Below are 19,366 nucleotides of genomic sequence, written 5' to 3'. Positions count from 1 at the left end.
GAGGAAAAATCTATGGCACTTAAAATTGAGAATTTAACTGGTGGTTATTCCGGAATTAATGTCATTAAGAATGTGAATTTAACAATAGAACCTGGCCAAGCGGTTGGCTTAATTGGGTTAAATGGTGCAGGTAAGTCTACAACAATTAAACATCTACTTGGACTATTGAGAATGCAGAAGGGCACGATTACTCTAAATGGCGTTAGCTTAACTGAAAATCCCGCTGAATTTAAGAAAATGATTGCTTATATTCCTGAAACGCCAATTTTATATCCAGAATTAACGTTAAAAGAACATCTTGAGCTCGTAATGCTTACATATGGATTAGACAAGGACAAGGCCTGGGCACGAGCTAAAGAATTATGCAAAATGTTTCGTTTAGAGAATAAATTAGATTGGTTACCAATTAATTTTTCTAAAGGAATGAAACAGAAAGTCATGATTGTTACTAGCTTTTTAGCAAATGCGGATTTGTTAGTAATTGATGAACCATTTACTGGGTTAGATCCATTGGCGGTTGCTAACTTTATTGATTTAGTTAAAGAAGCCGTTGCTAATCAAAAAATGGTTTTAATGACTACTCACGTTTTAGCTGAGGCACAAGAAGCTGTTCAAACTTTTGCAGTACTCAATAACGGCACAATTGAAACTGAAGGCAGTTTAACTGAAATTAGACAGTTTTATGGCTTAAAGCCTAGCGATTCATTTGATCGTTTATATCAAATTTTAAATCAGGAAACGGTGAAGAAGCATGACTGATTTAATTAAGAATAGACTTAATAAGAATTTTAAAAAGCAGACGCATTATTTAACGTTGGTTTTTAACGATTTCTTTATCTTGGCATTAATTTTTCTATTCGGAGCCTTAATGTTTTGGTATGCACAAAATATTAAGAAATGGCCGAATAATCTTTGGTTTTATAAACCGCTACTTGCCTTGATTTGGACAACGACATTAGGAATTGGACATTTTGCAACTTTATTTAATCGAGCAGATGAGCATTTTCTTTTTAATCAAGATAGTGAAATGAAGGATTATTTCAAGCCGCTATATCTGCACAATATGATTCTTCCAGTTGTTTTGATTATCTTGATTACAGGAATTTTATTACCATTTGCGACAATGAGAGCAGGATTTTCAATTGGAGGACTTATTTTTATAATGATTGGTTTAATTGCAAGTAAAAATTTGCAATTTAAATTGATTGTTAGAAGTTTTTATTTTAATAAGCATGATTACTACAATACTTGGCTTTTTTTAGGGATAAATTTTATAGTCTTGTACTTATCCTTTTTAGGTCATTATCCTAATCCGCTTATTTATACTACGTTAGCAATTGCAGGCGGGATTGGAGTGGATTACTTACCACGTGGTAAAATATTTGACTGGTACAAGGCTTTAGACTATGAAGAAAGACGAGTCGATCTCTTAAATAACTTTTATAGTATGTTTACCGATGTAGCAGATAAGAAAGTTCATATTTCAAGAAGAAAATATCTGGACTTTTTGATTAAAAAAGATAATCAAACACCAAATACGTACATCTATCAGCGGGTACTTTTAAGAGATCCTGAGTATAGCAATTTATTAATTCGGATGATTATTTTTGCTTTATTGTTAATTGCCTGCTTACAAGATGCACGCTGGGCGATAGCAAGCGGAGCTTTGATTATTTTCTTAACACTTTATCAGTTGATTCCGTTGGGTACGGTTTATGAACATAATATGATGTACCATGTTATGCCGATTCCGTTTAAGTCAAGAGGGCAGGCTTTAAGAAAGGTTTTACAAAAGGGAATGCTGCTTGAATGGGGATTAGTTAGTCTTGGCTTGATAATCTTTTCTCCTCAAAAATTAGAAGCCTTTGAAGGAGTATTATTACTTCTTGCCTTAACATTCTTATTGCTATATTTCTATTTACCAAGTAAAATTGAACAGTTGTTTAAAAAAGTTAGATATTAGGTTGTGAAAAAATGAGATTAAGAAATAAACCTTGGGCTCAAAAATTAGTAGTCGAACATCCAGAAGCAATTTTGAATGAGCCAAATCCGGAAGAAAAAATTAATTGGGAAGAAAGATTCGATGATTTTTCTAAGCCTCTTGCTATTGAAATCGGTTCTGGTAAAGGTCAGTTTATTACGACTTTAGCTAAAAAACATCTAGAAAAGAACTTTATTGGGGTTGAGCTTCAAACTACAGCTGCAGGAATGATTTTGAGAACTAAGTTAGAGGAAAAGATCGATAATCTCCAATTAATGTGTGCCGATGCAGCAAATATTGCAATGTATTTACCAGAAAATAGCGTAGATATTATATATTTAAATTTCTCTGATCCTTGGCCAAAAACACGTCATGAAAAGCGTCGGTTGACTTATAAGAGCTTTTTAGACAAATATAAACGTATCTTAAAACCAGATGGACATTTGGAATTTAAGACTGATAATCAAGGATTATTTGAATATAGTTTAGTAAGTCTTAACAATTATGGGATGAAATTTGATTATGTAAGTCTAGATTTACATAATGCAAATGACGAAGTTTTTGAAAGAAATGTTGAGACTGAATATGAACATAAATTTGCAGCTAAGGGTAATCCGATTTACTGCTTACATGCACATTTTGTACAATAAATTGATAAAAACATTTTAAAAAGCAAAAAAGTGTCTAGGAAAGTTAAATTCTAGACACTTTTTTAATATAATTATTTACTTTATAATTTTAATTCTAAAAGTAATTCATTTGTATAATTAACAGCTCTAAAAAATCTTGTACCAGCTTTGATATGCTCACTACTATTTGCAAAATTATCAAAAGTAAGAATCTCATCATTAAATGTATCCATCACTTTTAAGGTATCATCTGAAGCAGACTTTAAGTGTGCAGGGAGTCCATTTTTTCGAGTATTGGTGGTAATTGTAGCTGCAATTTTATGATAGGCAGAAATTAATGAGAAAATTTGGTCGATATTTTTTTCATTAATCATAATCCAATTATCAAGATCTTTTCTAATATCTTGAACCATTTCATCAAAAACTAAGTTTAATCGATAACCGGCATGGAGCAATTCCTTATTCATATCAACCATTATTTTAATACCTTCTTTTTATATTTTTATTGTAGAGCGTTTTTAATCTAAGCTAAAAGATTTGAGACTAGATTTTTGAAATAAAAGGATGTAAAATAATTATGACTTATAAAAAGTAAGGAAAGGTGAGATAAATGGAAGAAATCAAAGAATTAACTCCTGAGAAGTTAAAAGACATTACCAAAAATGGAAGAGTAGTATTATTGTTTTCAGCTACATGGTGCCCAGATTGCCGCTTCTTAGACCCATTTTTACCACAAATTGAAAAAGATAATCCTGATTCAAAATTCTATAAAATTGACCGTGATGGATCAATTGATGTAGCAAAAGAATTAAATATCTTTGGAATTCCTAGCTTTGTTGTCTACCAAGATGGCAAAGAAATTGGTAGACTAGTAAATAAGGACAGAAAGACTAAAGAAGAAGTAGAAAGCTTCCTTAACTCTCTCAAATAGTCTAGGAAAGGAAATTTACTAGAAATGATTATTTCTACCAATAAAACAAGTTACCCTGATACTTTAATTGTGATTTTGGACCAAGATAAGGGTCGTAGTAAATTCACAGAGAAAGATCAAGTTACAAGAGTTGAAAATGAAGATAGCGAAGTTATTGGATTTAATTTCTTTAACGTAAGTAGCTTTTTAGATTATGATAAGCTACCAAATGGTGAAGTTAAACCAACACAAGAATTAGTTGATGCTTTAAACAAGAAAATTGCTGAAGCTGGCTTCGATACTAAGCTAGAAATTGGAAAGCCAACGCTTGTTTATAGTTACGTTAAGACTTGTGAAGCACATCCAGATTCAGATCACTTACATGTAACTACTGTTGATGTAGGAAATGGTGAAGAACACCAAATCGTTTGTGGTGCTCCAAATATTGCTCAAGGCCAAATGGTAGTTGTGGCACTTCCTGGTACTTTAATGCCAAATGGTCAACAAATTTGGCCAGGTGCACTTCGTGGTGTTGATTCATACGGTATGATTTGTTCAGCACGCGAATTAGACTTAGCACACGCTCCTCAAAAGCGTGGTATTATGGTTGTTCCTGACGACTTTAAAGCTGGTGATGAATTTGAACCAACTAAGTGTGATGAATTACTAGCTAGTGGTCAAATTAGCCTTTAACATCTGTTCGAACTAGATATAACACAACCCGAAATTCATATAAATCTCGGGTTGTGTTGGAGAGGTTGGATTATTTTTCTGATAAGAAGCCATTATTTAAAACTTAATATTATGTGCTCTTAAGTTTCTTTTGATAAGTTATATGACATTTTTTGTTGTATCTCCTTTACTATTGGTAAGAAGATGTTTAAATAATATGAATCTTTATTATGCTATTTAATTACAATAAGTGTTATAGTAAAAATGGTAAGAATGATGTTTTTTGTGTTATATATAGTGAACGGAAAGTGAGGGAACGAGATAACATATATGAAGTATAATACAGCTAAGCTAGCAGGCGAGCCTCTGAAAACTCTGGGGGGGGTATAAGGCCCCTTATCGACCAAGTCCAAAAGATATGAGAAATTTTTTTGATGATTATCGTTTTGAGTTAGTAATTACATAAAGAAAGATTTGGCGCGGATTGATGATCTAAAACTACTTATATGTTAGGGCTTGAAAAAGAATTTTTGTAAATAAAAGAAAGTAGGGAGTAAGGATGAGCTAACTACTTTCTAATTAGAACATAACGTTGTGTTATGTTCTTTTTTTGTGCTAAAAATGGTAGAATTAAAACGAATATTTTGGCACAAACAATGGAGATAGTAATAATATGTTAGACAAAAATAAACAAATTTGGTTCATTGGCATTAAAGGAACTGGTATGGCATCCTTAGCTTTAGTTTTGCACGACTTAGGCTATAATGTTGCAGGTAGTGACATTGAAAAGTACACCTTTACTCAAGTTCCTCTTGAAAAAGCTGGTATTGAAGTAAAAAACTTTGACTCAAAAAATATTAAGAGCAATGCAGAACAAGTAATTGTTAAAGGAAATGCTTTTAAGCAAGATAATCCTGAAGTAGCAGCTTGCTTGGACAAAAATGTTGAATGGCAAAGCTATCCTGATACTGTTGAAGAAATTGTTCAGATGCATACTTCAATCGGAGTTTCTGGTACACATGGTAAGACTTCAACTACAAGTCTTTTATCACACGTTTTAGGTGAAGTTGCTCCTACTTCTTACTTAATTGGTGATGGTCGTGGTAAAGGAGTAGAGGGTTCACGTTTCTTTGTTTATGAAGCCGATGAATATCGTCGTCACTTCTTAGCATATCACCCAGACTACCAAATTATGACTAACATTGATTTTGATCACCCAGATTACTTTAAGGATCAAGCTGACTATACTAGTGCCTTCCAAACTGCTGCTGATCAAACTAAGAAGGCTCTCTTTGTTTGGGGAGACGACAAACGTCTTCAAAGTCTTAAGACTGATATTCCTAAATATACTTATGGCTTCAAAGATACTGATGACTTCCAAGCAGTTAATATTGAAAAGACTACTACTGGTTCTAAGTTCAATGTTTTAGCACATGGAAAAGATTTGGGTCGCTTTGAAATTCATTTATTTGGTGATCACAGTATTTTAAATACTACTGCTGTGATTGCAGTAGCTTATACTGAAAAAGTTCCAATGGAAGATATTAAGAAGGGACTTTTAACTTTCAAGGGTGCTAAGAGAAGATTTGCTGAAAAAGATTTTGGCGATGTTTCAGTAATTGATGATTATGCTCACCACCCAACAGAAATGCGTGCAACTATTCAAGCTGCTCGTCAAAAATTCCCAGATAAAGAATTAGTGGTAGTTTTCCAACCACATACTTTCTCAAGAACTAAGAAATATCAAAAAGATTTTGAAGAAATTTTACGTGATGTAGACAAGGCTTACATTACTCCAATTTATGCTTCTGCACGTGAAGCAAGTGGCGATATTTCAAGTGAAGATTTAGTTAACAATATTCCTGGTTCAGAAGTAATTGATTTAGACAATATTGCTGATTTAACTAAGCATAAGAATGCTGTTGTAGTATTTATGGGTGCTGGTGACATTCCTAAGTATGAAGACGCATATGAAAAATTACTATAATTAAATTAAACGCTCAATTAATATAATTAGAATTGAGCGTTTTTTGTCGTAATTGTTGGTTTGTAGTTGAAAGACTAATACAATGTAGACAGGGAATATTGTTAAGCATTGAGGCGTGAAGGATGTCAATTTTAGCAATTATAGAGATAATTTGTATTGGTCTAGTAACAGGGACTATCACTAGTTTAATTGGAGCGAGTGGTGTTACCGTTGTTGTTCCTAGCTTAACGTTGCTTTTTGGAATTAATTCTCATTTAGCAATTGGAACGAGCTTATTAGTTGATGTGATTACAAGTATCGTTGTTTCAATTGATTATATCAAGCATAAGAATGTCAGGCTGCAGGCTAGTATTTGGATTACAGTAGGGTCAATTATTGGAGCTCAACTTGGAAGTCACTGGGCTGGGATAATCTCTGATACGAAACTAAGCGGTATTTTTGCGATAATGTTAATTATTTCAGGGATTTCGACGCTGCGAAAGAAGAACAATTCGTTTGATCCTAACAAAGGTGTTCATTTTAAGTCGAAATTTGCACAAACAATGGCATTACTAGGATTAGGCTTTGGTATTGGGATCATTAGTGGACTAGTTGGTGCTGGCGGCGGTGTGATGGTGTTATTGACTATTATTTTTATTTTGCATTATCCAATGCATCAAGCTGTTGGAACCTCAACCGTTATTATGGCAATTACAGCATTATCATCATTATTAGGTTACGCAAGACAAGGCAATGTCGATTGGAAATATGGCCTTTGGATAGCGTTAGGGGCAGTTGTAGCAGGTATTATTGGTTCACGCTTTGCTAATAAAATTGATGAGCAAAAGCTCAATAAGGTTGTTGCTTGGGTCTTTATAGGTTTAGGAATTATTATGATTGGGATGAAATTTATTCGTTGAAATCATCAAAGATCGTTAAAAAGAGGAACGTTTAAGTACGTTTCTATTTTTTAGCGGTTAAGATCAATTATAAAAGAGTTTAAGTCACCACGATAAGTAGCAATCGAATATTCGATCAACTGGTTCTTATTTGTCTAGCCCAGATTTAGAAAATTATCGTAAAGAATTAAGCCTTGATGAGAATTCAAGAATCATTGTCTTAAGTACTGAAGGTGGTACTGATAATTATCGTGAAGTTGGTGATGAAAATAATCCATTTTAGGTATTTAAGTACTAAAGCAAAGTAGATAATTAAATGATGTATCAAAAACTGTTAAAATAGTTAAGAGACTATTTGACAGTTTTTTTATTTAAGGAGAAAAATATGGCACAAAAGAAATTGCTTTTAATTGACGGAAATTCAGTGGCCTTTCGTGCCTTTTATGCTTTGTACCGTCAGTTAGATAGATTTACTAGTCCAGACGGTTTGCATACAAATGCAATTTTTACTTTTAAGAATATGCTTGATGCAATTATGAAGCAGACAAAGCCGACTAATGTCTTAGTTGCTTTTGATGCTGGGAAAGTTACTTTTAGAACCAAGATGTATCAAGATTATAAGGGTGGTCGACAAAAAACTCCAAGTGAATTATCGGAGCAACTTCCTGTTATCCGTGAATTGCTTAAAGATTTAGGAATTAAGAGTTATGAACTAAAAAATTATGAAGCAGATGATATTATTGGGACTCTTTCAAAGATGGGTGAAGATGCAGGATATACAGTTGATGTTGTAACTGGAGATCGAGACTTGACACAACTTGCTTCTGATAGGACAACCGTTTTAATTACTAAAAACGGTGTTGGTGATACTGAAGCCTATACGCCAGAACATATGAAAGAAGTTAATGGTGTTACTCCGACAGAGTTTATTGATATGAAGGCTTTGATGGGTGATAATTCTGATAATTACCCTGGTGTAACAAAGGTCGGTCCTAAGACTGCTTCACGCTTAATTCAAAAATATGGTTCAGTTGAAAAACTTTATGAACATGTGGATGAAATGAAGAAGTCCAAGTTAAAAGAGAATTTAATTAACGATAAAGACAAGGCCTTTTTAGCTAAAAAATTAGCAACTATTGATCGTGATTCTCCTGTTGAAGTTACTTTAGCTGATACTAAACTTCAAGATCCAAACATTGAAGACTTGCGTAACTTGTATGAACGGTTAGGATTCAAGAAATTTTTAGCTGAGTTAGGTGCGTCTGCTACTAATAGTAATAAACAAGAAATTGAAAAATATGAATATCTTGAATTAACTAAAGAAAATATTGTCGAATTGGACAATATTAATGAAAAAGAAGTTACTTTTTATTTAGCAATGTTGGGTGATAATTATCATTTAGCACCGTTAGAAGGATTTTCATTAAAAGTTGGCAATAAGATTTATGTTTCAAAAGACGTTGTTTTATTGCAAGAAAATCCGCTTCGTCAAATGCTAGAAGATAAGAATATTAAAAAGAATGTTTTTGATATTAAACGTACTTATGTGGGCTTGAATCGACTAGACATTAAAGCTGAAGGGCTAGATTATGATATGCTTTTAGCCTCTTATCTGGTTAATAATGAAAATAATTCCAATGATCTTGGTGAGGTGGCGCATCTATATGACGATTATTCAGTTAAGACCGATTTAGAGGTTTATGGTAAGGGTAAAAAGCAAGCTGTTCCAGAAGATGGGGAATTTTTTGAACATTTGTCTGCAAAAGTTGCTGTAATTGAAAAGCTAAAAGAGCCGCTTCTTGCAAAATTAAAAGATCATGAACAAGATGACTTATATGAAACAATCGAAATTCCAGTTGCTTTTGTTTTAGCAAAGATGGAGATTACTGGGATTAAGGTTGAAGCATCAGTTTTGAATCAACTTGGTAATGAATTCGCCATTAAATTACAAGAATTAGAGCAAAAGATTTATCAACAAGCTGGTGAAGAATTCAACTTGAATTCACCTAAGCAATTAGGCCATATTCTTTTTGAAAAGTTAAACTTACCTCCAATTAAGAAGACCAAGACAGGCTATTCAACATCTGTTGAGGTATTAGAGCAATTGAAGATGAAGAGCCCAATAGTTTCAGAAATTTTGGACTACCGTCAAATTGCTAAAATTCAAAATACTTATGTTAAAGGGCTACTTGATTGTATTCAGCCTGATGGCAGAATCCATACTCGTTATTTACAGACTTTGACTGCAACAGGTCGTCTTTCTTCAGTAGATCCTAATTTACAGAATATTCCAACTAGAACTGATGAAGGAAAGCAAATTCGAAAGGCTTTTGTTCCATCAACTAAAGATGGATATATTTTCTCTTGTGATTATTCACAAGTTGAATTAAGAGTACTAGCTCATGTTTCTGGTGATGAGCATATGCAGGAAGCCTTTAAGTCGGGGTATGATATTCACGCCCACACTGCAATGAAGATCTTCCATTTAGATTCTCCAGATGAAGTAACGCCATTAATGCGTAGACATGCTAAAGCTGTTAACTTTGGTATCGTTTACGGTATTTCAGACTATGGCTTATCTAAAAACTTAGGTATTAGTCGTAAGCAAGCTAAGACGTTTATTGAAAATTACTTTGAACAATATCCACAAATTAAAAATTATATGGATGAAGCAATTAAAAAAGCGCGTGAAAATGGTTATGCAGAAACTATTATGCATAGAAGACGCTATTTGCCAGACATTCATTCTAAGAACTTTAATGTAAGAAGTTTTGCGGAAAGAACTGCGATTAATTCACCAATTCAGGGATCAGCAGCTGATATCATTAAGATTGCTATGATTAACATGCAGAAAAAACTTGATGAATTACATTTAAAGACTAAGATGGTTTTGCAAGTACACGATGAATTGATTTTTGATGTACCTAAGGATGAACTAGATACAATTAAGAAGATTGTGCCAGAGGTTATGCAATCAGCTGTAAAATTAGATGTACCTTTGATTGCTGATTCAAACTGGGGTCATAATTGGTATGATGCAAAATAAAAAGTAGGTGATTTGATGCCAGAAATGCCAGAAGTTGAAACGGTCAGGAGGACTTTAACGCCATTAGTTAAAGGAAAAACAATTGAAAAAATTGTTGTTTGGTATCCTAAAATTATAGTTAATGATCCAGATGAGTTTGTTAAAAAACTGACAAATAAGAAAATTTTGAAGATTGATCGTTATGGTAAATACTTACTGTTTAGATTTAATGATGACTTAACAATGGTGTCACATTTGCGCATGGAAGGTAAATATCATTTAGTTACTCCAGATGCTCCTAAGCAAAAGCATGAACATGTGGAATTTATCTTTACAGATGGAACAGCTTTACGATATGACGATGTGCGGAAGTTTGGAAGAATGCATTTAGTCGAGACTGGAACAGAACGTCAGACGACTGGAATTCGACACCTAGGACCGGAACCAAATACTGATGAGTTTAGTCTTGAATATTTTAGGGATGCATTAAGTAAAAAAAAGAAAAATATCAAGAATACAATTTTAGATCAGACAGTAGTTTGCGGATTAGGTAATATTTATGTTGATGAAGTGTTGTGGCAGAGTAAAATTCATCCCCTAAGTAGCGCTAAAAAAATACCATCCGATAAGGTGGCTGATTTATATCGAAATATTAATCATACGATTGCTGTAGCAACTAAAGAACGCGGTACAACTGTTCATACTTATTTAGATGCAAATGGAGAAACTGGTGGTTATCAAAATATGCTTCAAGTTTATGGTCATGCAGGTGAACAGTGTAGCAGCTGCGGTACTGTTTTAGAAAAGATTAAAGTAAACGGACGTGGCACTACTTTTTGTTCACATTGTCAGGTGTTGTACAAATGACATATTTTTTAGGTTTAACTGGTGGAATTGCCAGTGGTAAAAGTACGGCTGATGACTTTTTCAAAAAGAAAAATATTCCAATTATTGATTCCGACTTGATTGCCCATAAGATAATGGAAGTTGGACAAGCTGGGTATCAGGCTGTTGTTGACTATTTTGGATCAAAGATTCTTACTGATAATCAAACAATCAATCGTCGCAAGTTAGGTGAGATAGTTTTTAACGATCAAGCTAAGTTAAAGAAGCTTAACAGTTTAACCCACCCACTTGTTCATCAAGAAATTAAACGACAGATGGAGCAGTATCGTTTAAATCAAGAAAAATTGGTTGTAATTGATGTGCCATTGCTATTTGAATCTGGCTTTGAAAGTTTATGTGATGGGGTATTAGTTATTTCGATTTCTCCAGAGTTGCAGCTTAAGCGACTGATGAAGCGGAATAATTTCACTGAAAAAGAAGCTTTAAGTAGAATAAATAATCAAATGCCACTAAGTGAAAAAGAAAAAAGAGCTACCTATGTTGTAGCGAATACTGGTACAATAAATGATTTAGAGAAAAGATTATCCGATTTATTACAAAAGATAGGCAGGTAGAGAAGATGGAATGTCCAAACTGTCACAAGAATGCTTCAAGAGTAATTGATTCTCGTCCAAGCGATGAAAACAGAGCAATTAGACGACGTAGAGAATGTGAAAATTGTGGTTTTCGGTTTACTACTTTTGAAAGGGTAGAGCGATCACCTTTATTAGTAATCAAAAATGATGGGACTCGTGAGGCCTTTAACCGCGATAAAATTTTGCATGGTGTAGTGATGGCTGCGCAGAAAAGACCGATTTCAAGTGAGCAATTAGATACTTTAGTTGACCATGTAGAAAATGAAATTCGTAAGCAAGGTCTTAATGAGATTTCATCTAAAGATATTGGTAATTTAGTGATGAAAGAGTTAGCTAATTTAGATGATGTAGCTTACATTCGTTTTGCAAGTATTTATCGTCAATTTAAAGATGTTTCAGGATTTATGGAAGCCATGGAAGATATGATGGCTAAACATGATAAGGAGTAGGTAGCCTGTGTTTGAAAGTGCTGACCCTAAGCAGCCTTTTTATGTGGCTAATCAAATAGCTGTTAGTGAGGAAAATATTAAGGTTCTAACAACTCTTTTTGAACCCTTAGTAGGAATTCAAGGAGTGGGATTATACATAACTTTAACAAAGGAATTTGATGAAGTGCCTTTTGCTAAAGATTATAAAACCTTATATCAACTTCAAGATCAGACAAATCTAAAATTAGAGGATTTATTTTCTACATTGCATCATTTAGAAGCGACAGGTTTAGTTAAGACTTTTTTAGGTTCAAATCCTGTTCTAGGCGAAGTATTAATTTTTGAAGTTGAAAAAGTTCCTTCAGCAGGTGAATTTTTTCATACCTTTTTACTTTCAAGTTTATTACTTGAACGTGTAGGGAATGTAGCATTTAATCGTTTAGTAAAGAAATTTACACCACGTACTTTTGTCGGTTTAAAAGATGCTAAAGAGGTTACTAGTGGATTTTTTGATGTATTTCATTTAAGTGCTGAAAGTGCGATTGATGCTCCTGTCGAAGTTAAAGAAGCAGCTGGCGAAGTTCCTAAGGATAATAAGAGCAAAATAAAGCTGGGCAATGAACCAGTAAAAATTGATTGGAACTTTTTGGTAGACCTATTTGCGAGCTATCACATCGATAAGGGCGAAGTTTTAAAGCATCAAGTCGAAATTAAACAGATTATTGATTTTTATCATCTAACAGAGCAAGAATTTGTGGATACGGCTTTAATTACTATGTCAGCTGGTTCAGAAAAACTGAATATGTATGCAATTCAAAACGCTGTTAACGAGAACTTCGGACTTAATCGCAATAAAAAGATGGTTAAAAAGCAATTGCAACAAGTTCCTAAAGATGCGAATAGGACTATTAAGAAATTATCCCAATCAGATGCAGATTTACTGAAGGCTGTAGATAGTAAAGTGCCAACTGATTACTTGTATGAATTAAAAGAAAAAAAGGGTGGCTATATAACTGCAAATGAAAAGAAAGTCATTTTTCGTTTACAAGGTCAAATGGGACTAACTCCGCCTTTAATTAATATGATTGTTTATGCATGTTTTGAATATGATACTGTATTGACCGCTAATCTTGCAGACCGAATTGCTAATGATTGGCTTCAGCAAGGAATTACTACACCAGCTGAAGCAATTGCCTATCTAAAAGAAAGAAAAAATACGCGCAAGCGTCAGTATTATCGTGCACCTAAAAAGACTGTGCGTAAAACAACTGATTGGTCGAAGTATGAAAAGCAGAATCAGACTAAGAGAAAAACAATGTCTACTGAAGAAAGAAACCGAATTTTTCGCGAATTTGGTAAAAATGAATAGGAAGTGTTGTACTGGTGGAAGATATTTCTGAAGTAATTACACGAATTTTGAAAAAACGAAAATTAGATGAGGATGGTCAAAAAATTGCTAGAACGGCAATAAAGCATCCAAGTGTTCAGACATTTTTTAAACAAAATAAGGATAAATTAAATAAGGAAATTGTCCAGGCTTCGCTTCCTACAATTTTTAACTATGTTGAGCAGATTAAGGCGCCAAATCCTGTGATGAAGGGATACAAGCCTAGACTTTTTCTTAACGGTAATGTAATTGATATTACTTATGTGCCTACTCAAGATAAATTGGATTCTGAAGCAAAAGCACGTGCAGAGCGCAGGATTGAATTAATTGATTTACCAGGTAAATTGCGTCATGTCGAATTAGCAAATATCGATTCAACACCAGAACGTGACGCGGTTTTGGATGAAGTAGCCTTGTTTTTAGCTAATTTTAAGAAAAATAAGCATATCAAAGGATTATATCTAACTGGGGATTTTGGCGTTGGTAAAACTTATATTTTAGCTGGTCTTGCTAATACTATTGCTCGTCAAGGAAACCGAGTAGTCTTTCTACATGTACCATCTTTTATAGCTAGTTTAGGAAGTCATTTTCAAGATAATAGCCTAAATGATGAAATTGATCGTATTGCTTCTGCTCCCGTTTTAATTTTTGACGATATTGGAGCAGAAACATTAAGTGAATGGTCGCGTGACGATGTTTTAGGTGTGATTTTACAAAAACGTATGGATAATGTCTTACCAACCTTTTTTAGCTCAAATATGACCATGGATGACTTAATGGAGCACTTTGCTGAAATACGAAATAACGTAGATGAAGTGAAAGCCAAACGATTAATGGAGCGAGTTCGTTTTTTGAGTAAAGAAGTTTTTGTTGGTGGTAAAAATCGTAGAAATTAATTTAAAATTTCTCTTGCATCTCTTCGATGAGCTAGTATAATGAAAGTCAATGAAAGACATGATTTTCTTCAACTCAGAGACAGGAGCCTAGTTCTGGAAGCTCCTGATTAGAAGAGAACCCCAATTTCATTCCTGAAATTTTTTATATTTGGCTAGGTACCATTAACGACCTTTAGAGGAATTAATTTTTACGATTAATTCGAATTTCGGGTGGAACCACGTATTTTAACGTCCCAGCACTATTTTTAGTGCTGGGATTTTTTATTTGGAGGTAAAATTTTATGAGTTTTTCTGTAACTTTGCCAGACGGCTCAAAGAAAGATTTTGACAAGGCAGTTTCTGTTAAGGAATTAGCATCTTCTATTGCTACTTCTCTAGGAAAAGCTGCTGTTGGTGCAAAAATTAATGGCGTAATGAAGCCTTTAGATTACGTTGTTGATGAAGATGTTGAAGCAGCTATTATTACTGATAAGGATGAAGAAGGTTTAGACATTTTACGTGCTACTGCCGCATTCTTACTTGAAGCTGTTGCAAAGCGTAAGTACCCAGAATTACGTTTAGGTATGCATGAAGCAGATGAAGGTGGCTTCTTTGTAGATACTGATAAGGAAGATCAAATTAAGATCACTGAATTACCAGAACTTGAAAAAGAAATGCAAAAAGCTATCAAGAATGGCGAAAAGATTGAATACACTTCAATGAAGAAGAGCGAATTGGAAGATATCTTTAAAGATGACCAATTCAAGTTAGATCTTTTGAAAGATGAAAAGGACGAAGTTGCAGTTTATAAATTAGGTGACTTTGTAGACTTTGGTTTTGATGCTTTATTGCCAAACACTGGTAAAATTAAGAACTTCAAGTTGTTATCTGTTGCTGGTGCATACTGGTTAGGCAAGTCTTCTAACCCAATGCTTCAAAGAATTTTTGGTACTGCATTCTTCAAGAAGGCTGCTTTAGATGAAGATTTGAAGCGCCGTGCTGAAATTAAGGAAAGAGACCACAGAACTATTGGTAGAGATTTAGACTTGTTCTTTGTTGATCCTAAAGTTGGTGCTGGTCTTCCTTACTGGATGCCAAAGGGTGCAACTATTCGTCGCGTTGTTGAAAGATACATTGTTGATAAAGAAGTTGCTGACGGTTATGAACACGTTTATACTCCAGTTTTAATGAACGTAGATGCTTACAAGACTTCTGGTCACTGGGCACACTATAGAGATGATATGTTCCCACCAATGGACATGGGTGATGGCGAAATGCTTGAACTTCGTCCAATGAACTGTCCTTCACATATTCAAATTTATAAGCACCACATTCGTTCATACCGTGAATTGCCAATCCGTATTGCTGAATTAGGTATGATGCACAGATATGAAAAATCAGGTGCCTTATCTGGTTTACAACGTGTACGTGAAATGACTTTGAATGATGGTCACACTTTCGTAGCACTTGATCAAATTCGTGAAGAATTTGCTAAAGTTTTGAAGTTAATCATGGACGTATACAAGGACTTTGACATTACTGATTACTACTTCAGACTTTCATACCGTGATCCAAAGAATACTGACAAGTACTACGCAAATGACGAAATGTGGGAAAGATCTCAATCAATGCTTAAAGCAGCTATGGATGATCTTGGTCTTGACTACGTTGAAGCAGAAGGTGAGGCTGCTTTTTACGGTCCTAAGCTTGATATTCAAACTAAGACTGCTTTGGGTAACGATGAAACTATGTCAACTATCCAACTTGACTTTATGCTTCCAGAAAGATTTGGCTTAACTTATGTAGGTCAAGATGGTGAAGAACACCGTCCAGTTATGATTCACCGTGGTATTGTTGGTACTATGGAAAGATTCATTGCTTACTTAACTGAAATTTACAAGGGTGCATTCCCAACTTGGCTTGCTCCAATTCAAGCTGAAATTATTCCAGTTAACGAAGAAGCCCATGGTGGATATGCTGACAAGGTTCGTGCTGAATTAGCTAAGCGTGGATTTAGAGCCGAAGTAGACCACAGAAATGAAAAACTTGGCTACAAGATTCGTGAATCACAAACTCAAAAAGTTCCTTACACTTTAGTTCTTGGTGATGAAGAAATGAATGCAAATGGCGTTAATGTTCGTCGCTACGGTACTGAAGAACAAATTTCTAAGAGTTTAGATGACTTTATCGCTGAAATTGATGCTGATGTTAAGTCATACTCAAGAGAAAAATAATTTTGATAATTGATAGATAATAAAAATCCGCTAGGAAGAAGATCCCAGCGGATTTTTTGTATAGAAAAAATAACCATTTGTCTATGGAATGAAGTAAAACAAAAAGGAAAATTTGATTAGTTTTTAAGAACTCACAGCAGATGAGTTCTTTTTATTATGCATGAAATATCTTTAAAAAAATTGAAAGATCATTATAATAAAAAAACTAGATAACTAACTGGAGGAATAGAATGAAGGATTTTACTTTGTCACATAAAAGATGGCAACAAATTTTTGATGTGCAATTATTAATTACACTTATCTGGATATTTTTAGAGGCTCTATCTCATAATAAAAATAGTTTAGAGAATTTAATTCAAGGAGCTTTTTTTATAATAGTTTTTGGACTTAATTTATATGTTCAAAGAGCAAAAAAACGAATGGAATAATCTTTGAAATTGTAAGATGGCTAAATTTATTTGGCCTAAGTACTTTATTCCCAAGTGTGTGGGTAGAAATAGGTAATTACTGTTTAAAAAATGTCCCTCAGCTAGAAATTCTATGGGTTCTTTTGCTCTGGATGAGCTATTTAGTTTTACTATTACCTCTCGCAATTTTATTTGTGGGCAGCTTGAAGAATTGGTTTTTACGTTTAGTAGGGGTTGGTCTTCTAGGAACACAATATGGTCCTGATTCTTTATTAAAAATTAGCAAGAATTTACCGTGGCTCCATTCAATTACTAGCCAAGGAGTAATTGCAGCGTTTGCTCTATTAATTTTAGCTTGTTTTTTAGGAAAAGAGTGGGGATTTCATTTTAATCCTAATTTGAAGTTTATAAAAAGTAGTAATTTTCAATATTCAATTTTAATAATACTTTTGCTATTTGCATTTATTGATGTGTTTTACAATGCATTTATCAGCTATGATAAGCAAATTTGGACTGCATTTTTTAAATATTCAATCGATTTGCAGAAAAAATATGTTACCATTGCAAGTTTTACAGCTGCTTTAGAACCAGGCATTCTTGAAGAAACTGAAAGATATTTGGCTATTATAATTTTACTTGCTGGTTTTAAGCGATATCGTAGTTGGCGTGTACCAATAGCTATCTATGGTTCTGCGCTTCTTTTCGGATTATCTCATCTAGGAAACGTTGGTTGGAATGGTGAAACCTTTGAAGCTACAATTGCTCAAGTGATTGGAGTAATGGGAAGTGGTTTTTTATGGGCTGTGCTTTACCTTTATAGTGGGAAACTTTGGATACCAATGATTTTTCACTTCTTGATGGATTATCTTGCAAACTTGCAGAGTGGTTGGAATTCTGCAGGCTGGCAATTTAATGGCTGGCCTACAGATTACATTTCTGAAGTTCTAATGGTTTTAGTTCCATTAGCTGTTACAGTTTGGATGATGTATGGTAAAAGGCGAGAAGTATTAGAAGAAAATGCTGACCGATTGATAAATTTACCAGTGGAATTTAATCGATACCAAAAAATTAATAGTTGCATTTAATTACTTCTTGACGTAAATTGATTAGATGGTATAATTTAGAAGTTGAGAACAAGAAGAAGCTCCCGCTTCTCGCCTAAGTTAATATTACCTCTGGGCTGATCGATAATATCTGTTGATTAAAAGCGGGCGTTAACTTTGCCCGCTTTTTTCTTGTCCTCGAAATTAACGTGGAGGTGAATACTCATACCAAGAAATATGATCTTAAACGAAGATATTCGTGCTCGTGAAGTTCGTTTAATTGGAGTCGATGGCCAACAAGTTGGTGTCGTTTCTAAGAATGAAGCTTTACGTAAAGCAGCCGATGCTGACCTTGATTTGGTTTTGCTTTCTCCTAATGCTAAGCCACCTGTTGCTAGAATTATGGATTACGGAAAATTCCGTTTTGAACAACAAAAGAAAGCCAAAGAAAACCGTAAGAATCAAAAGGTTATGGCTGTTAAAGAAATCCGTTTAAGTCCAACAATCGAAGGTAATGACTTTGACACTAAGTTAAAGCATGTTCGTAAATTCTTGACCAAAGGCGCTAAAGTTAGAGTTTCTATTCGCTTTAGAGGTCGAGCAATTACTCACAAGGAGTTAGGTAAACAGGTCTTAGAAAAGATGGCCGAAGAAGCTAGTGACTTATCTAATGTAGTTACTAAGCCTAAGATGGAAGGTCGTTCAATGTTCTTAATGCTTGCTCCATTAAGTGAGAAAGACAAAAAGAAAAAGTAGTTAATTGGAGGAATAGATATGCCAAAGCAAAAAACACACCGCGCTTCAGCAAAGCGTTTCAAGAGAACTGCTAATGGTGGTTTAAAGCGTCACCATGCTTACACTGGACACCGTTTCCACGGTAAGACTAAGAAACAACGTCGTCATTTGAGAAAAGCTGCTATGGTTTCAGCAAGTGACTTAAAGCGCATCAAACAGATGCTTTCCCAAATGCGTTAATTATTTAGAAGACTTTTTGAGGAGGAATTTTAGATGCCAAGAACTAAAGGTGGAACCGTAACACGCGCTCGTCGTAAGAAGATCATGAAGTTAGCCAAGGGTTACCGTGGCTCAAAACACTTACAATTTAAAGCAGCAAGTACTCAAGTATTTGTATCACGTAAATATGCATTCCGTGACCGTAAGAAGCGTAAGAGTGAATTCAGAAAATTGTGGATTGCTCGTATCAATGCTGCTGCAAGACAAAATGGTCTTTCATACTCTAAGTTAATGCACGGTTTAAAGGTAGCTGGTATTGACATGAACCGTAAGATGTTAGCTGACATTGCTTACAACGATGAAAAAGCTTTTGCTGATTTAGCAGATGCTGCTAAGAAAGCTTTGAACTAAGAATATTAAAAGGCTGTTTGTCAAATCCTGTTGATGAATAGTTTTGAAAAAGAATCAAGCAACT

Annotated in this window: 21 protein-coding genes and 1 other annotated feature; of the genes, 20 read left to right on the top strand and 1 reads right to left on the bottom strand. The window is 34.2% G+C overall.

Annotated elements, in window-relative coordinates:
- Positions 1 to 12: 12 nt before the first annotated feature.
- The 3 genes from FD18_RS05925 to trmB are packed head-to-tail and all read left to right on the top strand — an operon-like array spanning position 13 to position 2,631.
- Positions 13 to 759: an ABC transporter ATP-binding protein gene (locus tag FD18_RS05925; RefSeq protein ID WP_057719051.1), complete on the top strand. Its 747-nt coding sequence runs from the start codon at positions 13 to 15 to the stop codon at positions 757 to 759.
- Positions 752 to 1,963 (top strand): ABC transporter permease, encoded by a 1,212-nt coding sequence (locus tag FD18_RS05920; protein WP_057719050.1) that lies wholly within the window; start codon positions 752 to 754, stop codon positions 1,961 to 1,963. Before FD18_RS05925 ends, FD18_RS05920 begins: the two co-directional genes overlap by 8 nt.
- A gap of 11 nt (positions 1,964 to 1,974) precedes the next feature.
- The gene (gene trmB / locus FD18_RS05915; RefSeq protein WP_057719049.1) at positions 1,975 to 2,631 is read left to right on the top strand and encodes a tRNA (guanosine(46)-N7)-methyltransferase TrmB; all 657 of its coding nucleotides are present in this window, start codon (positions 1,975 to 1,977) and stop codon (positions 2,629 to 2,631) included.
- Between the two features lie 80 nt (positions 2,632 to 2,711).
- Here the strand turns inward: trmB and FD18_RS05910 are convergent, their stop codons facing one another.
- On the bottom strand, positions 2,712 to 3,086 hold the full coding sequence (locus FD18_RS05910; RefSeq protein WP_057719048.1) for a hypothetical protein: 375 nt from the start codon (positions 3,084 to 3,086) through the stop codon (positions 2,712 to 2,714).
- Positions 3,087 to 3,220: 134 nt separating this feature from the next.
- Between FD18_RS05910 and FD18_RS05905 the strand changes: the two genes are divergently transcribed.
- The 17 genes from FD18_RS05905 to rplT all read left to right on the top strand — a co-directional run bounded on the left by FD18_RS05905 (position 3,221) and on the right by rplT (position 19,302).
- Entirely contained in the window at positions 3,221 to 3,541 is a 321-nt protein-coding gene (locus FD18_RS05905; protein WP_057719047.1) for a thioredoxin family protein, read from the top strand.
- A gap of 24 nt (positions 3,542 to 3,565) precedes the next feature.
- The gene (ytpR, locus tag FD18_RS05900; RefSeq protein ID WP_057719046.1) at positions 3,566 to 4,213 is read left to right on the top strand and encodes a YtpR family tRNA-binding protein; all 648 of its coding nucleotides are present in this window, start codon (positions 3,566 to 3,568) and stop codon (positions 4,211 to 4,213) included.
- A 652-nt stretch (positions 4,214 to 4,865) separates the two neighbouring features.
- Positions 4,866 to 6,179, top strand: a complete 1,314-nt coding sequence (gene murC / locus FD18_RS05895) for a UDP-N-acetylmuramate--L-alanine ligase (RefSeq protein ID WP_057719045.1) — start codon at positions 4,866 to 4,868, stop codon at positions 6,177 to 6,179.
- Between the two features lie 122 nt (positions 6,180 to 6,301).
- Positions 6,302 to 7,078: a sulfite exporter TauE/SafE family protein gene (locus tag FD18_RS05890; protein ID WP_057719044.1), complete on the top strand. Its 777-nt coding sequence runs from the start codon at positions 6,302 to 6,304 to the stop codon at positions 7,076 to 7,078.
- 130 nt (positions 7,079 to 7,208) lie between these two features.
- Positions 7,209 to 7,340 (top strand): hypothetical protein, encoded by a 132-nt coding sequence (locus FD18_RS10360; RefSeq protein WP_261786846.1) that lies wholly within the window; start codon positions 7,209 to 7,211, stop codon positions 7,338 to 7,340.
- 102 nt (positions 7,341 to 7,442) lie between these two features.
- Positions 7,443 to 10,103, top strand: a complete 2,661-nt coding sequence (gene polA / locus FD18_RS05885) for a DNA polymerase I (protein WP_057719043.1) — start codon at positions 7,443 to 7,445, stop codon at positions 10,101 to 10,103.
- A 15-nt stretch (positions 10,104 to 10,118) separates the two neighbouring features.
- Positions 10,119 to 10,949, top strand: a complete 831-nt coding sequence (mutM, locus tag FD18_RS05880) for a DNA-formamidopyrimidine glycosylase (RefSeq protein WP_057719042.1) — start codon at positions 10,119 to 10,121, stop codon at positions 10,947 to 10,949.
- Positions 10,946 to 11,542, top strand: coding sequence for a dephospho-CoA kinase (coaE, locus tag FD18_RS05875; RefSeq protein ID WP_057719041.1), 597 nt, complete (start codon positions 10,946 to 10,948; stop codon positions 11,540 to 11,542). The genes mutM and coaE overlap by 4 nt, the downstream gene beginning before the upstream one ends.
- 5 nt (positions 11,543 to 11,547) lie before the next feature.
- On the top strand, positions 11,548 to 12,012 hold the full coding sequence (gene nrdR, locus FD18_RS05870) for a transcriptional regulator NrdR (RefSeq protein ID WP_057719040.1): 465 nt from the start codon (positions 11,548 to 11,550) through the stop codon (positions 12,010 to 12,012).
- Between the two features lie 7 nt (positions 12,013 to 12,019).
- Positions 12,020 to 13,360, top strand: coding sequence for a DnaD domain protein (locus FD18_RS05865; RefSeq protein WP_057719039.1), 1,341 nt, complete (start codon positions 12,020 to 12,022; stop codon positions 13,358 to 13,360).
- A gap of 14 nt (positions 13,361 to 13,374) precedes the next feature.
- Complete coding sequence (dnaI, locus tag FD18_RS05860) at positions 13,375 to 14,274, top strand: primosomal protein DnaI (protein ID WP_057719038.1); 900 nt, start codon at positions 13,375 to 13,377, stop codon at positions 14,272 to 14,274.
- A 281-nt stretch (positions 14,275 to 14,555) separates the two neighbouring features.
- A complete protein-coding gene (gene thrS / locus FD18_RS05855; protein WP_057719037.1) occupies positions 14,556 to 16,487 on the top strand; it encodes a threonine--tRNA ligase in 1,932 nt (643 codons plus the stop codon).
- A gap of 230 nt (positions 16,488 to 16,717) precedes the next feature.
- Positions 16,718 to 16,915 carry a hypothetical protein gene (locus tag FD18_RS10145; protein ID WP_057719036.1) on the top strand — a complete coding sequence of 66 codons (198 nt, stop codon included), beginning with the start codon at positions 16,718 to 16,720 and terminating at the stop codon, positions 16,913 to 16,915.
- A gap of 131 nt (positions 16,916 to 17,046) precedes the next feature.
- A complete protein-coding gene (locus tag FD18_RS05845) occupies positions 17,047 to 17,979 on the top strand; it encodes a CPBP family intramembrane glutamic endopeptidase (protein ID WP_235499891.1) in 933 nt (310 codons plus the stop codon).
- A 44-nt stretch (positions 17,980 to 18,023) separates the two neighbouring features.
- Positions 18,024 to 18,136 (top strand) — a sequence feature (ribosomal protein L20 leader region).
- A 38-nt stretch (positions 18,137 to 18,174) separates the two neighbouring features.
- Positions 18,175 to 18,693 carry a translation initiation factor IF-3 gene (gene infC / locus FD18_RS05840; RefSeq protein ID WP_057719034.1) on the top strand — a complete coding sequence of 173 codons (519 nt, stop codon included), beginning with the start codon at positions 18,175 to 18,177 and terminating at the stop codon, positions 18,691 to 18,693.
- Between the two features lie 18 nt (positions 18,694 to 18,711).
- Complete coding sequence (gene rpmI, locus FD18_RS05835) at positions 18,712 to 18,912, top strand: 50S ribosomal protein L35 (protein ID WP_003646917.1); 201 nt, start codon at positions 18,712 to 18,714, stop codon at positions 18,910 to 18,912.
- Between the two features lie 33 nt (positions 18,913 to 18,945).
- Positions 18,946 to 19,302, top strand: a complete 357-nt coding sequence (rplT, locus tag FD18_RS05830) for a 50S ribosomal protein L20 (RefSeq protein WP_003646918.1) — start codon at positions 18,946 to 18,948, stop codon at positions 19,300 to 19,302.
- The last annotated feature ends 64 nt before the right edge of the window (positions 19,303 to 19,366 follow it).

The organism is Lactobacillus taiwanensis DSM 21401, from assembly GCF_001436695.1.
Taxonomy (GTDB): Bacteria; Bacillota; Bacilli; order Lactobacillales; family Lactobacillaceae; genus Lactobacillus; species Lactobacillus taiwanensis.
This window is presented reverse-complemented; position numbering and strand designations above follow the sequence as displayed.